Consider the following 26,151-nt stretch of genomic DNA (forward strand, 5'->3'; position numbering starts at 1 on the left):
TTCAGGTACGTGCCTGGCTGAGCAGCAGGACAAGCAGCACCAGCACGCCGCTCCATACGCAGATGTTCCTGACCTTCTTGAGGGTGCGCTGCAGCTTGACCCGGCATCGGCTGGCCTGAAAGTGCTCGACCACTGGCGTCTCGTCACCGCGGTCGAAGATCTTCACGTAGCTGGACGGCAGCTCGCCCACCCGCAGGTCCCCCGAATGGCCCATGGCCGTGGTGAAGCTGTCCTGGTCGACGCCGAGGAGCATGCCCCCCTGGGCGTCGATCCAGGCCTGGACGAAGGCATGGACGGCCGGGGTGTTGCGCAGGAACAGGGTGCCGGTGAGGTAAGGGTGGGACATGCCGCTTCCCGCCGGCGCCTTGAACACGCCAACATCCCCGGGAAAACCGTTGAACAGCACCATCGGCGAGCGGACCACGGAGTCGGCATCCAGGTACACGATGTTGCGGTCGGGAAAACGGCGCAGGCAGTCGAGCAGAAACTCCGGCTTGATCCGCGTGTTGGCCTCCCAGAACCCTCTGCTGGCGTAGCGCTTCTGATAGTACGCGGTGCCCGTCGCCTCGAGGGAGGCGCGCAGGGCCTCGGCTTCATGGGTGTAGTTGTCGGTGTAGAAGCAGCACGCGATGAAGGTGCTCGGGGTCGCGCCTTCCGAGTGGCGCTCCCCCTGTTGGGCGGCGATTTCTGTCATGCGGGTGTGGTGTGTCGTTTTGGCGATTATCACCGATTCAACCCATCCACAACCCATCTATCCGCTCGAATCGTAAGCGGATACGACAAAAAATTCTTTCCTTTCAAGGAACTGACACTACCCTGACATTTCCGGGGGACTTACAGTGCCGCCACACCCGGGCTGTTCAGCTCGGCCAGCCGCTGCAGCACCTGGTCCACCGAGATGGCAGCCATTCCGTCACCGACGAGGGCATGCAGCAGCGGGTCATGGGCCAGGGGCGGCGTTGCGCCGAACAGCCCCAGGGAAGGCACGCCGTTGGCCACCGCCATGTTCAGCACCCCGGTGTCGTTGCCCAGGCAGAACTGGCACTGCCGCAGCAGGGCCGCCGAGCGTTGCACCGACGCCTGGGCCGACACCCGCAGCCCGCCACGCAGGGCGGCCGGAATTGCGCTGGCGATCTCTTCCGCCCCCCCCGCTTCGGCAGGGCCGCCGAGCAGGATCACGCCAGCGCCCTGCTCGAGCAAGCGGGTGGCCAGGGCCGCAAAATTGGCCCCACCCCAGTGCTTGCGCGGCTCGGAGGTGCCGATCGAGAAGGCCAGCCGGGGCTGCGGGAAATCCGCCAGATCCGCCTCGGCCTGACTCAGGGCCGCCGGCAGCACCGCCATGCGCGGCACCACCGGCCCGTCGACCAGACCCTGGGCAACGCTGAAGGCCGTGGCCTCGGGAAACACCCAGTTGCCCGGCCCCTCGTAAGGGCGGATGAAAGGCGGCTGGGTGAGCAGCAGGCGTTCGGCCAGGCTGAAGCCGAAACCGGCCCGGCGGGGAATGCCGGCCAGCAGGGCCAGGGCCGCGTAGCGCGCCCGCCCGGAGAAGATGTATACCCGCTCGTAACGATGGGCACGCAGGGCGCGGATGAAGCCGAACTGGGCCAGCAGGCCGTCGTGGCGGCCCTTCCGCCGCTCCGAGGCGCGGGGACGGTGATCGTACTCGATGACCTCCGCGACACAGGCCTCCCCCGCCAGTACCTCGGCGGCCCGGCTGGAAGGCCGCGCCATCACACCGATCCGCCCCCCGGCGCTGCCGGCGGCGATGGCCCGCAGATAGGGGATGTGCCAGACCAGATCGCCGATACCGCTGCGGTGGTGCACCACCAGGGTACGCGGACGGTCGTCTGCCTTGCCCGACGCGCTCACCGGCCACCTCCCTGGCGCTTGCCACGGCGCATCTCGGTACGCAGGCGGCGGGCCATCAGCTTCACGGTCAGCTTGCGGCGCTGGGCCATGGCCACCCGGGCCAGGTGGCGCAGATAGGTCTTGCGCTCATCGCTGCCGTAACGGCCGGCGATGCTGCTGGCCAGGCTCGGGTCTTCCTCCACCAGGGTCGGTGAAAGCACCGGGATGCGCAGGCCATGGCGCCAGTACAGGTCCAGGGTGTCGTCAATCGGGCAATTCAGCACGGCGAGCCGGGCCAGCATGCGCCGGGCGCCCTCCAGGGTGACCAGGTAAGCCTGGGTGCCGCTGGGGTTCTTGGTGGGCAACACGATCCGCTCGCCCCCGGACAGGGTTGCGAGGGTCTCGCCCCGGATCGGCCGCAGCGCCGACAGGCGCAGGGCGTCGAAAGGCACGCCACTGGCCAGGGCCTCGTCCACCACCTCCTGCAGACGGGGGCTGCACAGCACGTCGTCCTCAAGCACGAGGGCATGGGGCAGGCCACGCTGCACCACGATCTCCCAGAAACGCACATGGCTCAGGTAACAGCCGATCTCGCCGGGCGACAGATCGGGGTGGGTGCCCGGCGGCAGGTCCTCCGGGGGCACGCGGGCCCCTTCCACTGCGGGGAGGATCTCGGCCTCGAGCCCCAGGCCGCGCAGATGGGCGAGGATCTTCTCGCGCCGTTCGACGGCACGTTCCATGTTGATGACGAAGATCGCCAGGGTCATCAGTCTTCCCTGTCCTGGCGATGTCCGAAGAGCTTCATGATGTCGCGCTTCTTTCGCTCGACCAGACCGGCCAGGCCCCGGCGCAGACCCTGCAGGGCGCCCGGGCGGACGTGGATGCCCACCACCCGGGGCGAGCGTTCGACGGGGGGCAGGGTGTCGAGCACCGCCTTCAGCTCATCGGCCGGCACCACGCCATCGGCCGCCAGCTTGCGGTAAAAGGCACCGGCGGCCTGGATCGGCTTGACGTGGCGGATCACCGCCGTATCCACGATGCCCACCTTGCCGCCATCGACCCGTGCCAGGTGGCTGTAGGCATAGTCACTGCCCCAGGTGCTGCGGGTCACCGGAATGTCCTGCAGCCGGCGGGCCACGAAGGCCGTATCGAAGCACGGGCACATGATTTCGACGAAATTGGTCTCGCGCCACTCGGCCAGGGGGTTCCTGAGCATGATGCGCAGGGACCAGTAGCCGCTCCAGTCCTGGGCGGGGTGGGACACGGTGAGCCCCAGCCGGTCGGCGCTCTCGAAAAAGGCCGAGATGCTGCCGCCGGTCACGTCCAGGTCGTCATCGGCCAGCAGCACCAGGCGATAGGGGCTCAGGTCGAGGCTACCGGAGACGACACAGTCGCGGAAGTGCTCCAGCTTGTTGTAACCCCCGGTTTCGGTGGCAATGGCCGCCGGATCGGGCTCGGTGGGCATGTAGGCGCTGAGGAAGAGATCCCAGTTGCGCGCGGGCTCCTGCTCCAGCCAGCGGGGATAGAGCCCGTTGGCCCCCGTGCGCATGAAGACCAGATAAGGACGCGCCCCGGCAGGAGCAGAGGTCGGTGACGGCAAGGGAGAAACAGGAGGCACAGACGAAGGAGCAGGGCTCGACATGGTGGGCGCACGCGACATATCGGCCATATTGTGCCGTATTCCCTCGAATCATGCGCCCGATCTGGGGCGAACAAAGCTGTTGATGGCCGCTTTGCGCTACCCTTCCGGGTTTGTCCGTGTTGCCGGATCATCGGCCCGCCCCTGGATGCTCAATCTGCCCGACGTCAGCCTGGCCTGCCTCGACACCCGCCACCCCGAGCTGGCGGTCTTTGCGATGCAGCACTGCCTCGACCAGGCCCGTTTCGGTGAAGCGGTGCTGCTCACGGTGGCCGACTATGCCAGCCCTGATCCGCGCATCCGGGTCCAGCCGGTGACCTGCCTGCGCAGCGTTGCCGACTACTCGGCCTTCATCGTCAAATCCCTGGGGGCCCACGTGCGTGGCAGCCATGTGCTGGTGATGCAATGGGACAGTTTCATCCTCGATCCCGGGGCCTGGGATCCGGCCTTCCTCGAATTCGACTACCTGGGCGCCCCCTGGCCGCACCGCGCACCGCCGGTGGGCAATGGCGGCTTCTCGCTGCGCTCGCGGCGCCTGCTGGATGCCCTGCACGACCCGGACATCCGCGATCTCCAACCCGAGGACTACTGCATCTGCGAGCTCTACCGGGACAGGCTGGAAGGCACGCACGGCATCCGCTTTGCCCCGCTGGAGCTGGCCCGGCGCTTCGCCTTCGAGCTGGAAGCGCCAAACGGACCGACCTTCGGCTTCCACGGCCTGTTCAATTTTCACCGGGCGCTGTCGGAGCCGGATCTGCTGGCCTGGCTGGACCGGGCTCCTGTGGGCCTGCTGTGCTCCATGCAGGGGCGCCGGCTGGTGAAGAACCTGATCCGCGACGGGCGGGCGGCCTCCGCCCGGAAGATCCTGCAGGTGCGGGCCCGGGGCGGCCTCAAGCTGCGCCTCGATGCCATCAAGCTGGGCAGCCTGCTGGCCGCCCGGCGCCTGTGGCACTGAGCCCTCTCAGGCCCGCGCCGGTGTGGCCGGGTGGGCACCGGCAGCAAACACCGCCAGCAACACGCTGAAACCGAGGGTACCGAGGGACGACGCGAACATCGACCCGACGTTGGAGAACACCAGCTCGCCGATCAGCAGCACCAGGCCCCAGGTGGCGAACAGGCGCTTGTCACCATCCAGGCTGCGGCGCGCCGCCACAAAATGCCCCAGGGTGCCGGCCCAGAAGGCCAGCATGGCCAGGGTGCCCACCAGCCCGGTGGTGGTGAGATGGTCGATGAACAGGTTGTGCAGCCCGCCAAAGGTGGTGAGGATGGGTGGCAGGGTGCCCGCCGCCACGGCCGCCGCCACGGCACTGCGGAAATTGCCCAGGCCGATGCCGAACACCGGGTTGGCCAGGAACTGCTCCCAGCCCCACTGCCAGCTCAGCAGGCGCAGGCCGAGGGAGGTCTCCCGGGCGCTCGGCGATGCGGGGTTGGCCAGGTAGGCGCTGACCTCGGCGATCCCCTCGGCCAGGCGTGCGCCCACCAGCTCGCTGGCCAGCAGGGCGGCCAGCACCACGGAGACGAGAGCGGCCAGCACCCAGCGCCGGGGGATGGGCCGACGACCCGGCATGTAGAGCACGGCGATCGACATCAGCGGCAGGGCTGCCCAGGCCGAGCGGGTTTCCGACAGCAGCGCCGCCATCAAGCCGCCGACGATGGCCAGCAGCGCAAGGGCCGGCGCCCCCGCCAGCGGCCGAACACCCACCGCCAGCCCACCGGCCAGGCCGGCCACCGCCACCACGGCGCTGTAGTTGCCAAATGGCCCGGGGCTCGAGAACGGCCCCATGGGCCGGCCCGAATTGAGGGCCAGCAGGCCCTCTCCCCCACCGCTGCCCACGGCCAGGGCCGCCAGCGCCCCCGCCGCCAGACCTGCCACGGCCAGACCGAAAAGCACCGACGGCCGGGAGATGCCGAGGCGCCGGAACAGCAGATACACCAGGATCGCCGCCAGCAGGTGGGTTGGCCGGTCCAGCGCCCGGGCGTTCCAGCCCAGCAAGGCCATGTTGAGCAGATAGGCCGCCGGCAGCACGGCACAGGCCAGCATGAAGCGCCGGTCGAGGCGGTCGAAGCGGCGCCCGGGTGCCACCGCCACGACCAGCCCGCCGGCAGCCATGAGCAAGGCGAGATTGCGGGCCAGGCCCGCCGAGAGCATCAGGCCGAGCAGGAACAGGGGCAGCAGCCAGGGCGCCACACGGACGACCAGGGCGGGCATCGATCCAGGCAGTCGCTCAGGAAGCATCGTGGAGGCAGACCCCGGTGGTGCGGAAGGCGTCGCTCATCTGGCGCTTTTCATCAGCAGACTTGAAGCGCACCCGGTCCCAGCCGAAGGCCACCACCCGGGTGCTGGCCGGGCTGGTCTGGCGGGCGAACAGCAGGGCGCTGGAGCGCACCCCCACCACGGCGTCGTAGGGGGTGTTGGCGAGATGCACCTCGAGGGGCTCGGCCAGGGTCACCACACTGTAGTCGGGGTGGTTGAGCTCGCGCTCCGGGTCTTTCGGGTGCCCTTTGTAGAACACCTGCGCCATGCCCTCGGCGGCCAGCCAGGCGTGGATCTCGTCGCTCACGGCGTCACGGTCGGCGGGCTTCATCAGGCCGGCGCCCACCAGGGGCTGGCCGATGACCAGCGCCCGCCGGGGGCCGCCGGACGCCACCGCGTCGCCCCGGGGGGTGACCAGGGGCGGCAGCGCCACCGCCTTGTCGGCGGGGTATTCGTGGGGCAGGCCGGGCAGCACGTAGACGCGGTCACAGAAGGGCGCGTCGGAGCCGATGCGATCCCCCGAGAAGCACCAGTAATCGAGCTCGGGGGCGATCAGCCGGCGCAGCTTGCGGGCGTACTGGGCCAGGCGCTTAGGCAGGCTGAGGGGATAGCGGCGGATGCTGATGAGGCCGTCGGGCAGGATGCGGGCGTGCATCTGCGTGGCCCCGGCGGCCTTGGGCAGAGCGCGCAGGAAGTAGTTGATGGCCTCGGTGTCGAACACCGCGCTGTGGATGTGCAGGGCGCTGCAGCGCCCCACCAGGCCCGCCACCAGGCGGATGTTGGCGCGCTGGCGGCGCAGGCGCCCGAAGGGGCCGGGCAGAGGCTCCCAGCGCGGCCACGGCATGTACACCGCGGCGTCCCAGTCGGCCTCGCGGACGATGGGGGTGACGCCCGGCTTGTACCACACCAGCACCTGGCGGGCGTCGGCCTCGTGGACTTCGGCGATGCGCCGGGCGGCCAGGTATTGCAGGGGTGAGGCGACGAAATAAACGGCAACGCGGTCGCTCATGGGATGACCTCAGGCCTCGTCCCGGGCGACCTGCTCGCCGCTGGCCAGCAAGCGGGCGTAGGCTTCGCCGCGGGCGACGAGCGCATCGTGGGTGCCGGCCTCGACGATGCGGCCGCGCTCCATGACGATGATGCGGTCGGCGTCGCGGATGGTGGACAGGCGGTGGGCGATGACGATCACGGTGCGGTTGCGGCGCAGCTCCACCAGGGCGTCTTTGACGGCCCGCTCGGACTCGTTGTCGAGGGCCGAGGTGGCTTCGTCCAGCAGCAGGACGGGGGCGTCGCGCAGGAAGGCGCGGGCGATGGCGATGCGCTGGCGCTGGCCGCCGGAGAGCTGGCTGCCGTTGGCCCCCACCCTGGTGGCGAGGCCCTCGGGCAGGGTGTCGATGAACTCCATGGCGTGGGCGGCACGGGCGGCGGCGATGATGTCGGTCTCGGGCACATCCGGCCGGCCGTAGGCGATGTTGGCGGCGATGCTGTCGTCGAACAGCACCACCTGCTGCCCGACCCAGCCTAGCTGCTGGCGCAGGTGGGCCAGGGGCAGCGCGTCGAGGCGCGTGCCGTCGAGCAGGATGCGGCCGGAAGAGGGTTCGTAAAAACGTGCGATCAGATTGACCAGGGTGGTCTTGCCGCTGCCCGAGGCGCCCACCAGGGCCACCGTCTGGCCGGGGTGTACCTCCAGGTTGAAGTGGCTGAGGGCCGCTTCGGTCTGCCCGGGGTAGGCGAAGCTGAGGTCCTCGAAGCGCAGCTCGCCCCGGGCCCGGGGGAACTGGCCGGTGGCGGTGTCCACCTCGGCGGGGGTGTCGAGCAGCTCGAAGATGCTCTGGGCGCCGGCCAGGCCGCGCTGGATCACCGCGTTGATGTTGGTGAGGCGGCGGATGGGCTCGAAGAGCATGGACATGGCGGTAACGAAGGACACGAATTCGCCGGGGCTGAGCTTGTCCTGGGCCGACAGGGAGGTGGCCGTCCAGATCACCGTGGCCACCGCGGCGGCAGCCAGCACCTGCACCAGGGGCACGTTGATGGCCGACACCCGCACGGTGCGCATGGTCTGGCTGCGCAGGCGCTCGGCCACCTCGGCAAAGCGCCGGTCTTCGTGATCGTGGGTGCCGAAGAGCTTGATCTCGCGCACCCCGCCAAGGGTCTCCTCGACCATGCCGGTGAGGCGGCCGGTGGTGTCCTGCATCTGCTGGTTGGAACCCCGCAGCTTGCGGCTGGCCACCCGGATCAGCCAGGCCACGATGGGGGCGATGGCGACGATGACCAGGGTCAGTTCCCAGGCGGTGTAGATGAGGTAACCGGTGAGGCCGATGATGATCAGGGTGTCGCGCACCACGATGATCCAGGCGTTGGACAGGGCCGCGCCCACCTGGGGGATGTCGTAGAGGATGCGCGACAACATGCGCCCGCCGGTCTCGGCCTGGTGCACCGGGATGGGCAGGTGCATCTGGTGGCGGAAGACCTGCTGGCGGAGGTCGGTGATGGCCTTGTTGGCGATCCACTGGCTGGATACGTTGGCGGCGTATTCGGCCACGCCCTTGGCCAGGAAGGCCAGCATCAGGAACAGGGGCACCTGCCACTGGGCCACCTGATTCTTCTTGATCAGGCTCTCGTCCACCAGGGGCTTGAGCAGGGCCGGCAGCACCGGCTCCAGGGACGCCGCGGCGATCATCGCCAGCACCGACAGGGCCACCACCTTGCCATAGGGGCGGAGGGAGCCGAGCAGGCGGCGGTACAGCTGGAAGGAGTTCTTCATTCCCGGTGCAGGACCTTGTCCACGATCAGGCTGGCCCAGCCTTCGGCCCGAAAACGGTCGTGCATCTCGAGGCGGTTGTATTCGGTGTCCACCCACTCCAGAAAGCCGATGGGCGACTGGCGGTTGCGGGCCACGTAAGTGGCGAAGAAGAAATCCAGCACGCCGGTCTTGGCCTGCTTGAAGTGGCCGTACTTCCAGCCCAGCTCGGCCATGGCGGCCTCGACCGGGTGGCCCAGGTGCAGGATGCGGTACAGGGCGGCCCCCAGGCCGGCCCGGTCGGCGCCCGACTTGCAGTGCAGCAGGGCCGGGTACTGGATGTTCCGGAAGAGCGCGTCCATGGCGTGCACCTCTTCGATCTCGGGGGGCGTGCGGGAGTAAAGCTTGACGTCGTGGAGGGCGATGCCGAGCTGCTCGCAGGCCTCCTTTTCGAGGGCATAGGAGCCATAGCCGTGGGCGCCGCGCAGGTTGATCACGCTGGCGAGACCGAGGCGGTCACGATACTTGCGGAGCTGGGCCGGGCTGGGCTGGCTGCTGCGGTACATGCCGCCGCCCAGGTCGTAGAAGTTGCTGTACACGGCGCGGACGGCGCCGTGATCCACCAGGTGCATGTCCAGCCAGGCCCGGATGCGGCCGCTGGTGGTCGAGATGTCCATGATCATGGGCGGGCGGGCAGCAGCAGGTGGGGGCCGAGGCTGGCCAGCAGGGTGTCGCGGCCAGCGGCATCGAGGGCCACCACCCAGTCCACGGGGCGCAGGGCGGCGAGCAGGGCCAGGGTGTCGGCCGGGGTGTCGGCGGCTTCGACGATCAGCACCCGGTCGGCCTGGCGCCCGGCCTGCTCGAGGGTGGCGAGCAGCGCCGCGTCGGGCTGGCCGACAGGGCCCGGCAGCACGGCGATGCGCTCGCCGGCGCTGCGCGCCCGCTGGGCCGCGGAGAGCACCGCCGCGAGGCCCAGGCAGCCCCGGGCCAGGGGCTCGTGTACGTCCATGGCGGCATACAGTTCGTCGAGGGTGGCAGTGGCGGTGCCCAGCTTGCCCACCACCACGCCCGCCGCCAGGTTGGCCAGGGCGGTGGCCTCGAGCAGGCTGAGGCCGGCGGCGATGCCGCAGCCCAGGGCGGCCGACACGGTGTCGCCAGCGCCGGTCACGTCGTACACCTCCCGCGCCCGGGTGGGTTGATGGTGGGCCGGCTGGCCGCGCTGGAGCAGGGTCACGCCCTGCTCACCGCGGGTCACCAGCAGGGCATCCAGGTCGAGCTCGGCGCGCAGGGCCTCGCCCCGGGCGATCAGGGTGGCCTCGTCGGGGCAGGGGCCGACCACGGCCTCGAACTCGGACAGGTTGGGCTTGACGATGGTCGCGCCCCGGTAACGGGAGAAATCGGTGCCCTTGGGGTCCACCACCACCGGCACGCCCCGGGCCCGGGCCAGGGCGATCAGGGCCGGCACATCGGCCAGGGTGCCCTTGGCGTAGTCCGACAGCACCAGCACATCCACGCCCTCCAGGTGGGCGGCCAGGGCAGCGGCCACCTTCGGCGCATGGCCGGCGGCAAAACGCTCTTCAAAATCCAGGCGGATCAGCTGCTGTTGACGGGAGATGACGCGCAGCTTGGTGATGGTGGGGGCATCGACAAGGCGCTCGAAGCTGCAGTCCACCCCGCGGGCGGCCAGATTGTCATCCAGCAGGCGACCGGCCTCGTCGTCACCCACCAGGCCGATGACCCGCGCCCGCGCCCCCAGGGAGGCGGCGTTGAGGGCCACGTTGCCCGCTCCGCCAGCGCGCACTTCGTCGTTCTTCACCTGCACCACCGGCACCGGCGCCTCGGGCGAGATGCGGGCCGTGGCCCCGTGCCAGTATCGATCGAGCATCACGTCGCCGCACACGAGCACGCGGCAGGCGGAGAAGTCCGGCAGGGAGAAATGCATGCGCTGACAGGCACCTGCGAGGCAGGCACCGGAGGAATAAAGGACGGATTATCGCATCAAGGGTGGAGGGGCGCGAAGGGGCGGGGGCGGAGCCGCCCGATGCCGACCTCAACAAACGCTCCCGAAAGCCTGTGACTCACGTCACAATATGCCAATGACGCACTCCTGCACTCCTCGCAGCCCACGGATTTTTGCCCGGCATGACTAGCGGCATCAAGGGCTCCACCGACTGGTTCGGCCGGCTACCGGAGCAGCTCGCCTTCATCGGGCTGTACCTGGCCCTGGATGCGGTGAGCTTCATCCATCCCCTGTGGGGGCTGAACATCACCCCGTGGAATCCGGCCCCGGCCCTCGGGCTGGTGTTCCTGATCCGGCATGGGCGCAGCGCCTGGCTGGCCACGGTGCTGGCGGTCGTGCTGGGCGATTTCGTCGTCTACGATTTCGAGCCCCTGCGCTGGCCCCTGCTGGGCACCAGCCTGGTACTGGCTGCCGGCTATGTGGCGCTGGGCTCGGAGCTGGCCCGCATCCTGCCCCGGGACAGCCTGCTGAATACCCGCCGGGCCCTGGTCACCTGGTTCATCGGGGTGGCCCTGGGTACCCTGCTGGTGAGCCTCCTGTACGTGTTCTCCCTGCGCCTGGGCGGGTTTCTGGTGCCGAGCGGCTGGTGGCAGGCCCTGCTGCGCTTCTGGGTCGGCGACGGGGTGGGCATCGCCATCCTGATGCCCCTGCTGTGGTGGCTGGGCAATGAGCAGGGGCGCCGGCAGCTGCTGCAGGCCATTCGCCAGCCGGAAAGCGGTGGCTATCTGGCCCTCGCCGTGGCCACCCTGTGGCTGGCCTTCGGTATCGGCGGACACAACGGCTTCAAGCTGTTCTACCTGCTCTTCCTGCCCATCGCCTGGGCCGCCGGACGCCAGGGCATGGCCGGGGCCATCATCTGCGCCGCCTTCCTGCAGCTGGGGGTCATCGTCGCGGTGCAGCTGCTCGACTACAGCGCGGTCACCGTCGCCGAGCTCCAGATCCTGGCCCTGGCCATGGCCCTGGTGGGCTTCTTCGTCGGCGTGGTGGTGGATGAAAAGCGGCGTACCGGCACCGAACTGCGCCATAGCCTGCGCCTGGCCGCAGCCGGCGAGATGGCCGGTGCCCTGGCCCATGAGCTGCAGCAGCCTCTCACCGCCCTGCGTGCGTATGCCGGCGCCTGCGAACGCCTGATCGAGCGGGGCGCTACCTCCGAGCAGCTGCTCGCGGCCGTGCAGTGCGTACAGCGGGAGTCGGCCCGGGCCGACGCGACGGTGCGGCGCCTGCAGGATTTCTACCGGGCGGAGCCCACCCGCCTGGAGTCCGTGGCCCTGGAGACGCTGGTGGAGGCGGCGGTGGCCCCCTTCCGCAACCAGGCCGAACAGGAGGGCGTGCGGCTGAAGGTCAATGCGCTCCCGGCGGTGTCCCTGTGGGCGGACCGCCTGCAACTGGAAGTGGTGCTGCGCCACCTGCTCGCCAACGCTTTCGATGCCGTCGGCGACAGTCCGCGCCACCCCCGCCGCATCCTGCTGAGTGCCTTTCAGGAAAGCACCGAGCGGGTCTGCCTGCAGATCGAGGACTCGGGCCTCGGCCTCACCACCCAGCACGCCGCGCGCCTCTTCGACGGGCCGGCGGCAGGCGGGGCCGGCCCCCTGGATGCCGGCCTGGCGATCAGTCGGGCCATCGTGGACACCCATGGTGGGCGCCTGTGGGGCGAGGCGCACCGGCACCGCATCTTCAAGCTGGAGCTGCCCGTCGAGGCGGCCCCCGGCGCGCCTTGCCGGCCAGGCTGGCCCGGTCGCATACTGTCCGGATCGGGTACGCGTGAAGGAGTCCATCATGCTTGACCACAGCCGCGGACGGAATGCCGAAGCAGACGACGACGAGGTGGAGCCATTTGGCGGGCTGGTGCGCTACGAGCGGCACGTGCCGCTGCACCAGGTGTCCTACTACCTGTGCGGCGAGCTGCAGGCGCCCCAGTACTACACCGAGCTGTTCTACACCCTGCGCAGCGCGGCCGAAACCGACCTGATCTACCTGCACATCAACTCACCCGGCGGCGACTTCAACACCGGGCTGCAGATCATCAACAACATGCTGGCCTCGGACGCCCACGTGATCACCGTGCTGGAGGCGCGGGCCTATTCGATGGCGGCCTTCATCTTCCTGAGCGGTGACGAGCTGATCGTCCACGATAACTGCCAGCTGATGTTCCACACCTACTCGAGCAGCTTCGCCGGCAAGGGCAGCGAGCAGCTGGCCGAGGTGCACGCCCTGGGCAGCTGGTTCGAGAAGGTCACCACGCGCCTGTGCTCGCCCTTCCTGAGCGCCACCGACATCAGCCACATCCTGCAGGGCAGCGATCTATGGATGGATTCGGACGAGATCCGCCGGCGCCTGGCGCGGATCAAGCCGACCCGCTCAAAGGCCGCGCCGCGCAAGCCGGCCGTACGCAAGGGCAAGACCCCGGCCTGAGCACCGCACCCGGGCCGGTGCCCCTCAGGGCCCGCGGGTACCGGCCGGGAGGGCCGTGGCGATGTCGGCCGCCAGGGCATCGACAAGACGCCCGTGGGCGAGGGCGAGGGCTTCCCAGGTGGGCTCGGCCACCTTCTCGGTGGCCACGAATCGCCGACCCGCCAGGTCCTTGCCGCCCTTGCGCAGGGTCCACACCACCTCCAGGCTCACCTTCTCGAAGCCCTCCGCATCGAAGCGCAGCACATCGATGGGCAGGCTCATCTCGGGTTCGGCAATGCTCGACTGGGGCCACGCCACGATGCGGCCGTTGCCGCTGCGCCGCGCCAGCTCCACCGCCACCCGGCGGGCGATCTCGGTCTTCAGCGGGGCGGCCCAGCGATGGCCCTCGGCCACGTCGGCCCGGGCGCCATCCACCTGGCGCACGATGAGCAGGCGGTCGATGCTCGCCGGCACCCCCACCGGCCCCACCACCAGGCTCGGACCGCTGCCCAGGGCAGCCGACCCGGCCGACGTCAGCGCCCCGAGGGTGTAGTAGCGCACCGGCGGGGTGCTGCTGCAGGCGGCCAGCAGGCTGCAGGCCAGGATCAGGGAGAGCCGCTTCATGGTTTTTCCTCGGGTTTGCCGCGCAACAGGGCCTCGGGATGCCGGTCGAGGGTGTCGGCCAGATGGCGCAGGGCCTGGGCGGCCCGGGTGAGTTCCTGCAGGCTGGCGCGCAGATCCTGCTGCAGGGGCGCATCCGTGGCCAGCAGCTTGCGGGTGTCGGCAATCGCCGCCCGGGCCTCGACCACGGTGTCGCGCACGTCGCCATTGGCCAGGCCGTCGATGCGCTTGACCAGCGCCTCCGCCTCGTCGACGGTGCGCCCCAGGCCGACGATGGCCTTGCGGGTGTCCTGGCCGATCTCGTTGAGGGGCAGCCGGTCGAGCTTGTCGATGATGCGCAGCAGGGTTGTCTGCAACTCGTCCAGGCTGCCGCGCTGGGTCGGCAGGCGCGGCGGCCTGGCCGCCCAGTCCGCCTTGCCCGGCTTGGCCCCCGGGAAGAAATCGAGGGCCACGTAGAGCTGGCCGGTGACCAGGTTGCCGTTGCGCAGCTGGGCCCGCAGCCCGCTGCTCACCAGCCTGTCGATGAACTCGCGGAAATCCTTGTCTCTGTAGTCCTTGCCGAAGAAGGTCTGCTTGTCCGAGTCGGGCCGGGCCTGCATGCGCCCCGGGTAGATGGCCACCTCGACCAGCAGGCCCAGGTCGGTGGCGCCTTTCTGGATGTCTGCGTGGATGGCACTGACCTCGCCCAGCTGGATGCCACGGAACTCCACCGGCGCCCCCACCGACAGGCCGCGCACGCTCTCGGTGAAGCGCAGCAGGTAGTGCTGGATCGTCGTATGGGGCTGCTTGAGGGCCTGCTCGCGGGTGTCGAACAGGTGGAAGACGTGCTCCTGCGGTGCCCGCGCGGCCTCGCTGGTCTCCGGGGTCAGGAAGGACAGGCCGCCGGCCACGATGGAGGTGAGCGATTCGGTGTTCACCTGCACCCCGTCGGCCCCGAGCTTGACGTCCACCCCGCTGGCGTTCCAGAACCGGGTGTCGGTGGTGACGAAGCGATCGTAGGGCGCCTTGATGAAGACCCGCAGATCGACGTGCTTGCCCGTCGCATCGAGCCGGAAGCCGGTGACCTGCCCCACAGGAATGCGCCGGTAGTACACCGGCGTGCCCACGTCCAGCGAGCCCAGGGAGGGGGCCTCGAGGGCGAAGTAGCGGCCGGGCACGTCGATGCTGATCACCGGAGCTTCGTCGAGCCCCTTGAAATCCCGCCGTGACTCATCGGACTTGCCCACGTCCATGCCGATGTAGGCCCCCGACAACAGGGTGTCCAGCCCGGATACGGAGCTGCCCGAGACCCGCGCGCTGACCACCCAGAAGCGGGTGTCGTCCACCAGCAGACGCGCCGCCTCGCGGGCCAGCTTGGCGGTGGCGACGACGTGGCTGCCATCGGCGGCGAGGGTCACGGCGCTGAGCTGGCCGACGTCCACGTCCTTGTATTTGATGCGGGTCTTGCCGGGCTCCAGGCCCACCCCGGTGCCGAAGGTGATGGTCACGGTGGGCCCCTGCTCGTAGTAGGTGCGCACAGCCAGAAAGGCGCCGATCAGGGCTGCCACCAGCGGGATGATCCATACCAGCGGGATGCGGAAGCGCCGCGGACGGTCCACCACGGCGACGGGAAGGGCGGGAGGGGTGGGGTCAGTCATGGGGAGGCCGGGGGGAAGCGGTGTCGGTGAGGGGGTCCCAGATGAGACGCGGGTCGAAGCTCATGGCGGCGAACATGGTCAGCACCACCACCGCGCCGAAGGCCACGGCGGCCGGACCGGCCTGGATGGTGGCGAGCCCCTGGAACTGAACCAGCGCCACCAGGATGGTGATCACGTAGATGTCGAGCATGGACCAGCGCCCGACAAACTCCACCATCCGGTACAGGCGGGTACGCTGGATCAGGTTGTGCCGGGAACGGCGCTGGACCGAGGCGACGAGGTAGACCAGGGCCAGGATCTTGAGCAGGGGCACCATCACGCTGGCAAAGAACACCACCGCCGCCAGCGGCCACGAACCCGACTGCCACAGGAAGACCACGCCGCTCATGATGGTGTCCTGCTGGCTGCCGAGCAGGGAGGCGGTGACCATCATGGGCAGCAGGTTGGCCGGGATGTAGAGCAGCACCGCGGCCGCGATCAGCGCCCAGGTGGTGGACAGGCTGGCGGGTTTGCGCATGTGCATCGGTGCGCCGCAGCGCGGACAGCGCAGGCCGTGCGCCCCGCCCTCGGGCAGCCCGGCGAGCTGGCCGCACACGTGGCAACTCATCAGGCCGGCCTCCCGGGCCGTCAGGGGCAAGCCGCTCACCGGAGCGCCCCGGGCAGCGGGGCCTGCCACAGCAGGCGCGTGTCGAAGGCCCGGGCGGCCAGGGTCAGCACCACGATCAGGGCCGCCGTGGCCCAGAAGGCCGTGCCGAGCACCACCGTGGCCAGGTGCGACAGCTTGACCAGGGACACCAGCATGCCGAGCAGAAAGACCTCCATCATGCCCCACGGCTGCACCGAGCGGACCAGGCGGAAGAAGGTGGCCAGCCGCGGCGACACCCGGCCGAGGCGCAGGGGCACCAGCACCAGCAGGAACATCAGCAGCTCGAGCACCGGAAACAGCAGGGCGGTGATGAAGACCAGGGCCGCCACGGGCTCGACACCCCCCTTCCAGAGGATCTGCACCGCCTCGAAGAGCGTCACCTCGACGCGCCGCCCCTGCATCTCGAGGCCCACCAGAGGGTGGATGTTGGCGATCAGGTAGAGGATCGCCGCCGCCAGGCTCAGGGCCAGGCTGCGGTCGAGACTGTCCGGCGGGTTACGCGCCAGGAAGGCTCCGCAGCGCGCACAGCGGGCCGTCTCGCCGGGGGCGAGTTGAGGCTCGGTCTGCAGCAGATCGCACTCGTGACAGGCGATCAGATCGGCAGGCAGGGTCAGGTGCGCGTCGGGTGCGGGCATGGCTTGGCGCCGGATAATGACGGCCAATTGTGCGGTGCAAGCACGGCGGGCGCAAGGGTGGCCCCGGGGGCCTCCCCCGGGGCGGGCAGGCAGCCGGCGGGCCGCCTGCTGCGGCAGCGGAAATCAGCGGCCGGCGCTGGGTCCGGGCAACGCAGGCCCGGTCAGGCCGCTGCCGGGAGGCGGCCCCGAGGCATCCACCGGAGGCGGCATGCGCTCCGCCGGCAGCGCCTCAACGGTGGCGGACGGCGTCCGCTCCACGGGCGGCGGCGGAATCTCGTCCCGCCACTGGGGGTCGGCCCCCCGCCCGGTCTCCATGCCCGAGCCGACCGGAACATCACCCGGCATCAGGCTGAGGGGCAGCACGATCGGCGCCCCCGAGCTGCGCTGACGCAGCACCACCCGGTCGGGCAGCACCCGTTCGACCCGCAGATCATCGTTGAACGCGGCGCCTTCGGGCACCAGCACCGGACGCCGCCCCGCCTCGGCCAGGATGGCCACGCCCGGGGTGCTGCGATCACCGGCAATCACGCCCTGGAGCACGATCCGCGTCGGCAGGGGGGTCGCCAGCGGCAGGTCGGCCGGGTGGGCCCCCGCCGGCGGCGCGATCTCGAGCAAGCCGGCTTCCTCAGCTATCCACAGGCCGGCAACCGTGATCACGCCCAGGGTCAGGAGGATGCGCGGCACGCGGTTGAAGTCGAATCCGTTCATCAAGAGCCTCTCATCCCAATGTCGTTCAATAGCGCCCACCGTAACACCGGGCGAGGTCGCCCTCTCATCGCTTTTGCCATGATTAACGTATTTAACGTTTTTCACAATTACCCTCGGGCGCAAGACATGGTGTACTTGCCCCCATGCACCCGGGTCGCCAAAGCCGCCCCCCAGCGGCGCGTCGGCCGTCCCCGGATCTGGCCCAATTTCAATGTAGACCCTGATCATGCGTTCACGCCTCCCCGCTTTCCGCCACGCCCCCGCCCTGTTTGCCGGCCTCCTGCTCCTTGGCCTGACCCCTCTCACTGCCCGGGCCGGCGACGAGCACGCCCACCACCATCACCACCACCACGCCGCATCGGCTGTCAGCCGCAGCGAAACCAGCGTCGTCCTGCCGCGGGTCAGCCTGCGCAGCCAGGACGGGGCCACCTTGGTGTTGGCCGATGCCCTGGATGACGGCCGCCCGGTGCTGCTCAACTTCATCTACACCAGCTGCACGGCCATCTGCCCGCCGATGACGCGGATCTTTGCGGAGGTGCAGGAAGGCCTCGGCGCCGACCGCCAGCGGGTGCGCCTGGTCTCCGTCTCCATCGACCCGGAGCAGGACACCCCCCGGCGCCTGAAGGACTACGCCCGCCAGTTCGGCGCCGCCGAGCCCTGGCTCTTCCTCACCGGCAGCACCGCGGCCAGCACGGCGGTACAGAAGGCCTTCAACAGTTACCGCCCGGACAAGATGGGCCACACCCCGGTGAGCTTCCTGCGACGCGGCCCCGGCCAGCCCTGGGTACGCCTGGACGGCCTGGCCCAGGCCGGCGACATCCTGCGCGAACTGCGCCCGATGCTGCCGCCGCGGCCCTGATGCGCCGCCGCCTCGCCCTCACCCTGCTGCTGCTGCTCGCCCTGCCCGGCCCGAGCCACGCCGACGAGGCCCTGCTCGCCGAAGGACGGCGCCTTTACCTGGAGGGCCTGCGCGCCGATGGCAGCCCGCTGGCGGGCTGGCGCCCCGGCGGTGAAGTGCTGCGCGGCCGCGATCTGGCCTGCGCTCAGTGCCACCGCCGCAGCGGCATGGGAACCGTCGAGGGGGTGGTGGTGGTGCCGCCGGTCACCGGCGCCGTCCTGTTCGCCCCCGGCCAGACCCCGGCCGGCCACGCGCCCCGGCGGGCTGCCGGTGTGGCCCTGCTCGATCATGGCTTCCGCACCCGTCCGGCCTACGACACCCCGGGCCTGGCCCGGGCCCTGCGGGAAGGGATGGGCCCCGGCGGGCGTCCCCTCGACCCGCTGATGCCCCGCTACACCCTCAGCGACCGGGAGCTGACAGCGCTCCAGGCCTGGCTGGAAAGCCTCGGCGCAGGCCCGGTGCCAGGCGTGGGCAGCACCGCCCTGCACCTGGCCACGGTCGTCACGCCCGACGCCGAGCCCCGCCAGCGGGACGCCATGCGGGATGTCCTGCGGCGCTGCATCGCCGGGCGCAGCCCGCCCCCCGGCAGCGGCCGGCGCCCCTGGGTGCTGGAGGAATGGGCCTTGTCCGGCCCGCCCGAGGGCTGGCGCACCCAGCTCGAGGCACGGATGCGCCAGCAGCCGGCCTTCGCGCTGGTGTCGGGCATCGGTCGTGAATGGGCGCCGGTACATGAATTCTGCGAGGCCGAAGGCGTGCCCTGCCTGTTCCCCAACACCGACCTGCCCGGCCCGGCACCCCGCGCCTCGGTCTACCTGTGGCCGGGCATGGCCCTGGAAGGGGCAGTGCTGGCCCGTCACCTGCTGGAACAGGACCGCCTGCCAAAGCGCGTCATCCAGGTCTTCGACCCTTCCGACACAGGCCGTGCAGGCGCCGCCGCCCTGCGCGCCGCCCTCGCCGACCATGCCGTGACGGTGCTCGACCGGACCTTCCACGACCCCCTGGATGAGGCCGCGTGGCGTGGCCTGCTGCCCCCCGCGGAGGCCGGTGACGTGCTGATGCTATGGCTGGGGGCCGCCGACCTGGCGCGCCTGCCGGGCCGCCGGGCGTGGCCATCCGCCGCCCCGGTCTTGGTGTCGGGCACGCTGGCCGGGCTGGAACGTGCGCCGGATGCCCGGGGCATTCCGCCGCCCTGGCGCGCCGGGCTGCGCGTGATCTACCCCTTCGACGCCCCGGAGGCCCGCCTCAGCCGCATGGTCTTCAACCTGGGCAGCTGGATGAGCGCCCAGGGCCTGAGCCTGGCGCGGGATACGGAGCGCACCCAGGGCAACACCCACGCGGCCTGCGAGATCACCGCGCGGGCCCTGTACACCCTGGGCGAGCGCCATTCCCGGGACTACCTGCTGGAGCTGGTGGAAGATTCCTACGCCGGCGCCACCGCCAGCGCCTTCCCGCGCTTCACTCTGGGGCCGGGGCAGCGCTACGGCTCCAAGGGCGCCTATCTGATGCGCATCGAGCAGGACGGCAACCTGGCCGTGGACGGCGAGTGGATCGTGCCCTAGGCCGGGCCGGGTTCAGCCTGCAGGCAGGGCGACGAAGTCGAGCAGGTCGCGGATGAAGCGCCCCCGCTCCCACAGGTGCGGGGCGTGGTCCACCCCGTCGTAGATGTGCAACAGGGCATTGGGGATGCTGTCGCGCACATATTCGGCCGTGCCGGTGGAGTAGAAATTGCTGGCGCCGCCATACACCAGCAGGGCCGGGATGAGGATGGTCTGCAACACCTCGCGGTAGTCGGCGGCGCTCAGGCTGGCCCAGCAATCGATCAGTGGCCGCGGATCGAGGGCACGCAGGCGCTGGCGCGCGGTTTCGATGCCGGAACCGTTCTCCAGGTACTTGGCCCGGGCCCGTTCGTTATGGCCGAAGGCCGCCAGGCGCAGCACGGCTTCGGCGAAGTCACCCTCCAGCTCACCCATGAAGCGGGCGTTGCGACGATGATCGAAATCCCCGTAGATACCGCGTGTCCATCCGGCATCGGTGAGCAGCTTGGGCGACTGGTCGATGATCACCACCCGGGACAGGCGTTGGCTGCCGAAATCGCGCAGGTATTGCCAGAGGGTCAGGGCCCCCATGGAGTGCCCCACCACCACGGCCTTGTCGAGGCCATAGTTGTCCAGCAGATTGTGCAGATCCCGGGCCATGCGTTCCACCGTGGGCGCGCTCGCGGTGCGCAGCGCATGGCCCCCATGGCCCCGGGCGTCCCAGCGCAGCACCTGGTGATGGGCCTCGAAATCTTCGAGGAAGGGGTTCCAGTCCCGGTGGGTGGATGTCCAGCCGTGGAGCAGCACCAGCGGCGCACCGCGGCCGGAGATCTTCAGATGGATGCGTTCGCCATCATCGGCGCAAAAGGAGTCCATGGGCACTGCGGGCGGAAAGGAGAAGCGCCGAGTATATGACGTGCACGGAAGGCAGGGGGCGCCGACCCCCGCCTTGCCGCGCTCAGACGACGATGAAGCGCCGCATCATCTCGTGGTCTTCGTGGGACAGGATGTGGCAGTGCCACACGTACTCGCCGGGCCGGTTGAAGGTGGCGATGATGCGGGTGACCTGGCCGGGGTAGGCCAGCACGGTGTCCTTGCGGCCCTGCTCGCTGGGCAGCGCCGGGGTCTTCACGCCGACCATGGCGATACGGGTGAGGTAGCCCCCCGCCGCCACACCGCCCGGGCCCATGGGCTTGGGCTGGACCACGCCGGTGAAGCCCTGGCGATCGAGCACCCGGAAATCCACCAGGTGCAGGTGGATGGGGTGGGCGTCCACGGTGGTGTTGTGGATCTCCCAGATCTCGGTGGCACCGAGCTTGATGTTCTCGGTGACCGGGTCGGTGAACAGGAAGGTGCCGAAGCCGGGGCCGGCCGGGTTGCCCGGGGCCGGGTTGACCGTGCCGAGCATGGTCTGCAGGCGGCCGTAGGCATCATTGCCCTCGAACAGCATCATCTTGCGCACCGTGGCCCCCACCGTCGAAGGTACGGGCAGCGGGCCATGCACCGGACGCAGGTTGGCGGGCAGGTTGGCACTGGTCAGGGCGGCGCTGCCCTGGCCGAAGAAACCCAGCGGCTTGGAGACGCTGAAGGCCATGACCCGGTCGGTGCTGCCGGCCAGCACCGGGTCGCCGTCGGGGAAGGGCGTGTTGGCGTCGTTGCGCAGGATCACCCGGCCGTGCCACCAGGACACCACCTTGGAGAAATCCACCACCACGTCGGCCCGTTCGCCAGGGGCCAGAGTCAGGGAGGTGAGGGGCACCGGGCTGTTCATCAGGCCCAGTTCGGTGCCGATCTGCCAGAAGGTCATGCGGTTCTGGGGGAAGTTCTCGAAGCTGAAGCTCAGGCGGACCACCCGGGAGTCGGAGCCGTTGAGCAGACGCAGGCGGTACAGGCGCGGCTCGCAGTCGAGGCGCGGCCAGGGCACGCCATTGACCACGATGACGTCACCGAAGAACTCCGGCATGTGGGTGGGCTGGGGTGCCTGGGGGTTTTCGGGGTCGCTGGCGGGGTAGCGCAGGGCGCCGCTGATGCCGAACTGGCGATCCTGGATGCACAGGGGCACTTCATGGGGGTAGGCGGGTAGCTGCCCGGCCTGGACCAGGTAATCCTCGTTGGCGTCGCGGATGAAGTAGTTGCCGGCCAGCCCCATGTACACGTTGAGGCGGGTCACGCCGAGGGCATGGTCGTGGTACCAGAGATGCCCGGCTTCCTGGGAATTGTCGAAGGTGTAGCTGGCGCTGAACAGGCGGCCCCGGTAGTCGGGCATGCCGTCGCGGTTCACGTCCGGCGTGGCCCAGGCCTCGGGCAGGCCGTCGCTGCCGGTGAGCTGGTCGCCGCCGTGGCGGTGGGCCACCAGGGGCACCGGCGCCCGCCCGCCCAGGTTGCCCGGGTTGGCCCAGCCCAGCGTGGTGTCCACGGGCAGGCGATGGGGCAGGGGCCCCTGGGCGTTCATCAGGGCGTTCTGATAGCGCACGGAAACGGCCACTCCCCGGCGCAGATTGAAGCTGCGCCCCGGATAGGACGGCGCCTGCAGGGGCGTGCCGTAGCCCCACAGGGTGGTGTACAGCGCCTTGCCGCTGGCATCCACCAGCCCCAGGGCGGCCGAGAATTCGCGGATCACCAGGGTATAGCTGGTGCCCCCCGGGGCATCGGGGGCAAACAGGTTGGCCGGATCGAGGGGGTTGGGCAGCAGATCGGTGAACTGCTTGTTGCGCAGGGCACCGAGGACCGAGGGGACTGTCTGGCCGTAGCCCCAGGTGGGCACAAGGGAGCTCAGGAGTCCGGCCGCGCCCGCCTTGAGGACGCTTCGTCTGTTTGCCATGGTGTGAATGCCTTTGAGTCTGGCGCGCCAAAGCACGCGGTGATGTACGTGTCCACGTACGCCTTACAGGGTGTCGCCCCACAGACCCAAGTATCCGATCGGAATCGATCGCAAAACCATGCAAACAATACAAACGCCATAAATGTAACTACATGCTACAAATTTATGTGTATTTGATGTTTTTTCGCCACTGGCTCATCCCCTTCCCTGCCAATGACGCTTCCGGGCTCAGCGGTTGAACCAGCGCAGCACCGTGCCCCACGCATGCAGATCCAGACGCGTGACTTCACCGCAGGCGAAATCCAGGCCCAGCCAGTGCTCCGGCGGCAGGCCGAGGAGCTGCCCGGCCAGGGCACGCAGGGGGCCGCCATGGGCGACCACCACGGCGGCGGCGGGATCGGCCTGGCGCAGGTCGGCCAGGAAGTCGAGGGCGCGGGCAGCCATCTGGCGTGGTGACTCGCCCCCCGGCGGGGCGAAGTCGAGAGGCGCGGCCGACCAGGCATCCAGCGCGGCCTTGCCGATATCCTCGAAACTGCGCCCCTCCCACTCGCCGAAGTGGATCTCCTGCAGGCGTGCGTCCACCTGGGGCGCGCCCAGGGCCTCGGCCAGCAGGCGGGCACGGCGCAGGGGGCTGGTGTACAGGGCGTAATCGGCAGGCAGCAGGGGGCGCAGGCGCCCGGCCACGACCTGCGGTGATTCGGCCAGCCCGAGATCGGTCTGCCCGTAACACGTCCCCGGCGCCACATCGGGCCGGGGGTGGCGGATCAGGTAAAGCTCCATGCGGCAAGGATTCCAAGGTAGATGGCGAGCTCGGCGACCTGCTGGGTGGCGCCGAGGCAGTCGCCGGTATAGCCGCCCAGCCGGCGGGCAAAGGTGCGCATCGCCAGCACGCTGACAACGGCGGTCAGCACCAGCACGGTCAGGGCCTCCCCGGCGTTGAGCAGCAGCAGGGGCAGGATGCCGCCCAGGGTGGCGATGCCCAGCTCGGCCGCCGTGGGGCGACGGGCGACGGAGGCCGACTTGGCGCTGTCGTCGGCACGGGCGTAATCGAGCACTACCATCAGGCTCACCGCGGCGAGGCGCGACAGGGGGTGCGCCACCAGCAGGGCGGTGATCAGGGGGTAGTCCTGCTCGGCCGCCAGATCCGCCAGCGCCAGGTACTTGGCAAGGAGCATCAGGACCAGGCCGATGGCGCCGTAGCTGCCGATCCGCGAGTCCTTCATGATCTTCAGGATCTGCTCCCGGTTCCAGCCACCGCCGAGCCCGTCGCAGGTGTCGGCCCAGCCGTCCTCATGGAAGGCCCCGGTGGCGCGGATGCTCGCCGCCATGGCCAGGACGATGGCCACATCCACCGGCAGCACCTGTACCGCCAGCCCATACACGCCGGCCCCGATCAGGCCGACGATCCAGCCGATCCAGGGCAGGAAACGCGCCGCCTGGCCAAGCTTCTCCGGCGAGAACTCGACCCAGCCGGGCACCGGCAGCCGGGTGAAGAAACCGAGGGCGATGAAGAACAGTTCGAGCTGGGCGCGAAGCATGTCAGTACGTGCCGCGTGGCCGCCCCGGGATCATCGGGCTCACTGCTGGCCGCTGACGCCGGCCGACTCGAAGCTGGCCATCTCGTTGAGGAAGTTAACCGCCGCCTGCACCAGGGGGTAGACCAGGGCAGCCCCGGTGCCTTCGCCCAGCCGCAGGTCGAGCTGGACCAGGGGCTCGGTGTTGAAATGGGTCAGCTGCACGGTGTGGCCGGGCTCCTGGGAGCGGTGGGCGAACACGCAGTAATCGAGGATCGCCGGACACAGGGCATGGGCCACCAGCAGGGCGCTGGTGACGATGAAACCGTCGATGAGCAGCACCATGCCCGCCTCCGCCGCACCGAGCATGGCGCCGGCCATCATGGCGATCTCGAAGCCGCCATACTGGGCCAGAGCCTCCAGGGGGTCGCCCGGCCGGCCGCCACGGGCCACGGCACGGGCCAGCAGCTGGCGCTTGCGGGCCAGGCCAGCGTCGTCCAGGCCGGTGCCGCGGCCGATCACGATGTCCAGTTCGGCACAGGTCAGGCAGTGGGTCAGGAGGGAGGCCGATGCGGTGTTGCCGATACCCATCTCGCCAAAACCGATGACGTTGCAACCTTGCCCGGCGAGCTCCCGGGCCAGGGCGCGACCGCGGGCGATGGCGGTGTCGCGCTGGGCAGCATCCATGGCCGGCATTTCCAGGTAATTGGCGGTGCCGGGCGCCACCTTGGCGTCGATCAGGCCCGGACGGGCCCCGAAATCCCGGGCCACGCCGGCGTCCACCACCGACAGATCCATGCCGACCTGGCGGGCAAACACATTGATCGCGGCGCCCCCGGCGACGAAGTTCTCGACCATCTGCCAGGTCACGTCCTGGGGGTAGGCCGACACGCCGGCCCGCGCCGCGCCGTGATCGCCGGCAAAGACCAGCATGTGCGGCTTGCTGAGCCGGGGAGCGAGGGTTTGCTGGATCAGGCCGATCTGGCGGGCCAGCGCCTCGAGCCGCCCGAGGGCGCCGAGGGGCTTGGTCTTGGTATCGATGCGCTGCTGGAGGGCGGCCGCGAGACCGCGGTCGGGACGGACAATGGCGAAGGTCATGGGGCGCATCTGCAGGCGGGGTCAAGGCCGCGGATGCTAGGACGGTGCGACGTTTATTTCAAGCGCCGCGCCACCCCACGTACCGGCAGGACAACCCCCGGTACGGCCGTGACGCTCAGCTGCTCAGGCCACGGCGGTCGCCGCCACGCACCTGGAAAACCACGCGCCGGCTGTTGCGGACCTGGCTTTCCCAGGCGCGCTTGAGCACGAAACGCAACTCGTAATCGCCGGGTGCGGCACCGACGAGCAGAAACACCTGACTGCGGGGCCGGCGGGCATCCGGCTCCCCGACCGTCTGCTCGAGCGTCACCTGCAGCGGGGCTGCGGACGCATCCACGTACCAGGTGGCGCCCCCCGGCGGAGAAGGCAGGGCCAGGCGGCAGGGCTGACCAATACCGCTGGCAAGATGCTGGGTATCCATGGTGACGACTCCTCCCGCTGTTACATCTTGTAATAGGAGCCGATGTTGCACTGCGACGGACAAATCCGCTGTGACCCACCACACCTGACGACTGTGCGGCAGTTCCGGAGAAGCCCGAAAAATTCCAATAGAATTAATCACATAGGATTAAAAACAAGCCATCAGGGGCTTGCCTTGAGGGTCAGCGGCAGGCCCGCCGCCACCAGGGTGACCTGGTCACACAAAGCCGCCACAGCCTGGTTGAGGCGCCCCGCCTCGTCCCGGAACAGGCGCCCGAGGGCGGTCTCCGGCACCAGGCCGAAGCCCACCTCGTTGGCCACGAAGATGACCTGCCCCGGCAGACGGGGGATCAGGGCCAGCAGAGCGGCCCGCTCCCGGGCCAGGGCCGGCAGCAGCTCACCGCCGCCGCCCGGCGGCAGGGCGTCGGCGCCATCGAGCAGGTTGGCGAGCCACAGGGTCAGGCAATCGACCACCACGCAGCGCCCCTCCGCCGCCTCGGCCGCCAGCGCGGCGGCCAGCCCGCGGGGAGCCTCCACCACGCCCCAACCGGCCGGCCGGTCGGCCTGATGGCGGGCGATGCGGGCACTCATTTCTTCGTCCAGCGCTTCGGCGGTGACGATGACACGCACCGGAAGGCCGCTGGCGGCAGCACGTTGTTCGGCATGGCGGCTCTTGCCCGAACGGGCACCGCCAATGATCAATTCACAGGGCATAGTGGGCTTCCA

At 69.8% G+C, this 26,151-nt stretch carries 26 protein-coding genes; 5 read left to right on the top strand and 21 right to left on the bottom strand.

The genetic code is table 11. The annotated features are described in order from the left end of the window. Window position 1: 1 nt before the first annotated feature. From L6Q67_RS07560 to L6Q67_RS07575, 4 genes are all read right to left on the bottom strand, one after another. A complete protein-coding gene (locus L6Q67_RS07560) occupies window positions 2-694 on the bottom strand; it encodes a hypothetical protein (RefSeq protein ID WP_296567629.1) in 693 nt (230 codons plus the stop codon). A gap of 140 nt (window positions 695-834) precedes the next feature. Beyond that, window positions 835-1,869 (bottom strand): glycosyltransferase family 9 protein, encoded by a 1,035-nt coding sequence (locus tag L6Q67_RS07565; RefSeq protein ID WP_296567632.1) that lies wholly within the window; start codon window positions 1,867-1,869, stop codon window positions 835-837. Beyond that, window positions 1,866-2,615, bottom strand: coding sequence for a glycosyltransferase family 25 protein (locus L6Q67_RS07570; protein WP_296567635.1), 750 nt, complete (start codon window positions 2,613-2,615; stop codon window positions 1,866-1,868). The genes L6Q67_RS07565 and L6Q67_RS07570 overlap by 4 nt, the downstream gene beginning before the upstream one ends. Next, window positions 2,615-3,448 (bottom strand): hypothetical protein, encoded by an 834-nt coding sequence (locus L6Q67_RS07575; RefSeq protein WP_296567637.1) that lies wholly within the window; start codon window positions 3,446-3,448, stop codon window positions 2,615-2,617. The genes L6Q67_RS07570 and L6Q67_RS07575 overlap by 1 nt, the downstream gene beginning before the upstream one ends. Window positions 3,449-3,572: 124 nt before the next feature. On the opposite strand from L6Q67_RS07575, the gene L6Q67_RS07580 reads away from it, so the two are divergent. Beyond that, window positions 3,573-4,442, top strand: a complete 870-nt coding sequence (locus tag L6Q67_RS07580; protein WP_296567640.1) for a DUF5672 family protein — start codon at window positions 3,573-3,575, stop codon at window positions 4,440-4,442. Window positions 4,443-4,448: 6 nt separating this feature from the next. Here the strand turns inward: L6Q67_RS07580 and L6Q67_RS07585 are convergent, their stop codons facing one another. Genes L6Q67_RS07585 through rfaE1 form a run of 5 tightly spaced genes read right to left on the bottom strand, consistent with a single transcriptional unit; the run spans window position 4,449 to window position 10,423 of the window. After that, entirely contained in the window at window positions 4,449-5,696 is a 1,248-nt protein-coding gene (locus L6Q67_RS07585; RefSeq protein ID WP_296567641.1) for an O-antigen ligase, read from the bottom strand. 16 nt (window positions 5,697-5,712) lie between these two features. After that, the gene (locus L6Q67_RS07590; RefSeq protein ID WP_296567644.1) at window positions 5,713-6,750 is read right to left on the bottom strand and encodes a polysialyltransferase family glycosyltransferase; all 1,038 of its coding nucleotides are present in this window, start codon (window positions 6,748-6,750) and stop codon (window positions 5,713-5,715) included. Between the two features lie 9 nt (window positions 6,751-6,759). Then, entirely contained in the window at window positions 6,760-8,505 is a 1,746-nt protein-coding gene (gene msbA, locus L6Q67_RS07595; RefSeq protein WP_296567646.1) for a lipid A export permease/ATP-binding protein MsbA, read from the bottom strand. Then, window positions 8,502-9,158, bottom strand: coding sequence for a tyrosine-protein phosphatase (locus L6Q67_RS07600; protein ID WP_296567655.1), 657 nt, complete (start codon window positions 9,156-9,158; stop codon window positions 8,502-8,504). Before L6Q67_RS07600 ends, msbA begins: the two co-directional genes overlap by 4 nt. Window positions 9,159-9,160: 2 nt before the next feature. Next, window positions 9,161-10,423: a D-glycero-beta-D-manno-heptose-7-phosphate kinase gene (rfaE1, locus tag L6Q67_RS07605; RefSeq protein ID WP_367171631.1), complete on the bottom strand. Its 1,263-nt coding sequence runs from the start codon at window positions 10,421-10,423 to the stop codon at window positions 9,161-9,163. Window positions 10,424-10,623: 200 nt separating this feature from the next. Between rfaE1 and L6Q67_RS07610 the strand changes: the two genes are divergently transcribed. Beyond that, the gene (locus L6Q67_RS07610) at window positions 10,624-12,285 is read left to right on the top strand and encodes an ATP-binding protein (RefSeq protein ID WP_296567659.1); all 1,662 of its coding nucleotides are present in this window, start codon (window positions 10,624-10,626) and stop codon (window positions 12,283-12,285) included. Next, entirely contained in the window at window positions 12,278-12,913 is a 636-nt protein-coding gene (locus L6Q67_RS07615) for a Clp protease ClpP (RefSeq protein ID WP_296567662.1), read from the top strand. Before L6Q67_RS07610 ends, L6Q67_RS07615 begins: the two co-directional genes overlap by 8 nt. Window positions 12,914-12,937: 24 nt before the next feature. Here the strand turns inward: L6Q67_RS07615 and L6Q67_RS07620 are convergent, their stop codons facing one another. The 5 genes from L6Q67_RS07620 to L6Q67_RS07640 all read right to left on the bottom strand — a co-directional run bounded on the left by L6Q67_RS07620 (window position 12,938) and on the right by L6Q67_RS07640 (window position 17,139). Next, the gene (locus L6Q67_RS07620; RefSeq protein WP_296567664.1) at window positions 12,938-13,516 is read right to left on the bottom strand and encodes a membrane integrity-associated transporter subunit PqiC; all 579 of its coding nucleotides are present in this window, start codon (window positions 13,514-13,516) and stop codon (window positions 12,938-12,940) included. Next, window positions 13,513-15,150, bottom strand: coding sequence for an MlaD family protein (locus tag L6Q67_RS07625; RefSeq protein WP_296567667.1), 1,638 nt, complete (start codon window positions 15,148-15,150; stop codon window positions 13,513-13,515). The genes L6Q67_RS07620 and L6Q67_RS07625 overlap by 4 nt, the downstream gene beginning before the upstream one ends. After that, the gene (locus tag L6Q67_RS07630) at window positions 15,143-15,796 is read right to left on the bottom strand and encodes a paraquat-inducible protein A (protein WP_296567669.1); all 654 of its coding nucleotides are present in this window, start codon (window positions 15,794-15,796) and stop codon (window positions 15,143-15,145) included. Before L6Q67_RS07630 ends, L6Q67_RS07625 begins: the two co-directional genes overlap by 8 nt. Next, the gene (locus L6Q67_RS07635; RefSeq protein WP_296567671.1) at window positions 15,793-16,431 is read right to left on the bottom strand and encodes a paraquat-inducible protein A; all 639 of its coding nucleotides are present in this window, start codon (window positions 16,429-16,431) and stop codon (window positions 15,793-15,795) included. The genes L6Q67_RS07630 and L6Q67_RS07635 overlap by 4 nt, the downstream gene beginning before the upstream one ends. 123 nt (window positions 16,432-16,554) lie before the next feature. Further along, window positions 16,555-17,139 (bottom strand): hypothetical protein, encoded by a 585-nt coding sequence (locus tag L6Q67_RS07640; RefSeq protein ID WP_296567673.1) that lies wholly within the window; start codon window positions 17,137-17,139, stop codon window positions 16,555-16,557. Window positions 17,140-17,365: 226 nt separating this feature from the next. Between L6Q67_RS07640 and L6Q67_RS07645 the strand changes: the two genes are divergently transcribed. Both L6Q67_RS07645 and L6Q67_RS07650 read left to right on the top strand, forming a co-directional pair. After that, a complete protein-coding gene (locus L6Q67_RS07645) occupies window positions 17,366-17,998 on the top strand; it encodes an SCO family protein (protein ID WP_296567676.1) in 633 nt (210 codons plus the stop codon). Further along, window positions 17,998-19,596 carry a hypothetical protein gene (locus tag L6Q67_RS07650; protein ID WP_296567678.1) on the top strand — a complete coding sequence of 533 codons (1,599 nt, stop codon included), beginning with the start codon at window positions 17,998-18,000 and terminating at the stop codon, window positions 19,594-19,596. The genes L6Q67_RS07645 and L6Q67_RS07650 overlap by 1 nt, the downstream gene beginning before the upstream one ends. 12 nt (window positions 19,597-19,608) lie before the next feature. Here the strand turns inward: L6Q67_RS07650 and L6Q67_RS07655 are convergent, their stop codons facing one another. From L6Q67_RS07655 to cobU, 7 genes are all read right to left on the bottom strand, one after another. Continuing rightward, on the bottom strand, window positions 19,609-20,448 hold the full coding sequence (locus L6Q67_RS07655; RefSeq protein ID WP_296567681.1) for an alpha/beta hydrolase: 840 nt from the start codon (window positions 20,446-20,448) through the stop codon (window positions 19,609-19,611). 82 nt (window positions 20,449-20,530) lie between these two features. Continuing rightward, on the bottom strand, window positions 20,531-22,393 hold the full coding sequence (locus L6Q67_RS07660) for a multicopper oxidase family protein (RefSeq protein ID WP_296567684.1): 1,863 nt from the start codon (window positions 22,391-22,393) through the stop codon (window positions 20,531-20,533). Window positions 22,394-22,621: 228 nt separating this feature from the next. Beyond that, window positions 22,622-23,173 (bottom strand): alpha-ribazole phosphatase family protein, encoded by a 552-nt coding sequence (gene cobC, locus L6Q67_RS07665; protein ID WP_296567687.1) that lies wholly within the window; start codon window positions 23,171-23,173, stop codon window positions 22,622-22,624. After that, window positions 23,158-23,931 carry an adenosylcobinamide-GDP ribazoletransferase gene (locus tag L6Q67_RS07670; protein ID WP_296567689.1) on the bottom strand — a complete coding sequence of 258 codons (774 nt, stop codon included), beginning with the start codon at window positions 23,929-23,931 and terminating at the stop codon, window positions 23,158-23,160. The genes cobC and L6Q67_RS07670 overlap by 16 nt, the downstream gene beginning before the upstream one ends. Before the next feature lie 39 nt (window positions 23,932-23,970). After that, window positions 23,971-25,005: a nicotinate-nucleotide--dimethylbenzimidazole phosphoribosyltransferase gene (gene cobT / locus L6Q67_RS07675; RefSeq protein ID WP_296567692.1), complete on the bottom strand. Its 1,035-nt coding sequence runs from the start codon at window positions 25,003-25,005 to the stop codon at window positions 23,971-23,973. A 115-nt stretch (window positions 25,006-25,120) separates the two neighbouring features. Beyond that, window positions 25,121-25,426, bottom strand: coding sequence for a protease inhibitor I42 family protein (locus L6Q67_RS07680; RefSeq protein ID WP_296567694.1), 306 nt, complete (start codon window positions 25,424-25,426; stop codon window positions 25,121-25,123). 161 nt (window positions 25,427-25,587) lie between these two features. Further along, a complete protein-coding gene (cobU, locus tag L6Q67_RS07685) occupies window positions 25,588-26,139 on the bottom strand; it encodes a bifunctional adenosylcobinamide kinase/adenosylcobinamide-phosphate guanylyltransferase (RefSeq protein WP_296567696.1) in 552 nt (183 codons plus the stop codon). Window positions 26,140-26,151 lie beyond the last annotated feature (12 nt).

The organism is Zoogloea sp., assembly GCF_023150065.1.
In the GTDB taxonomy this organism is placed as follows: Bacteria; Pseudomonadota; Gammaproteobacteria; order Burkholderiales; family Rhodocyclaceae; genus Zoogloea.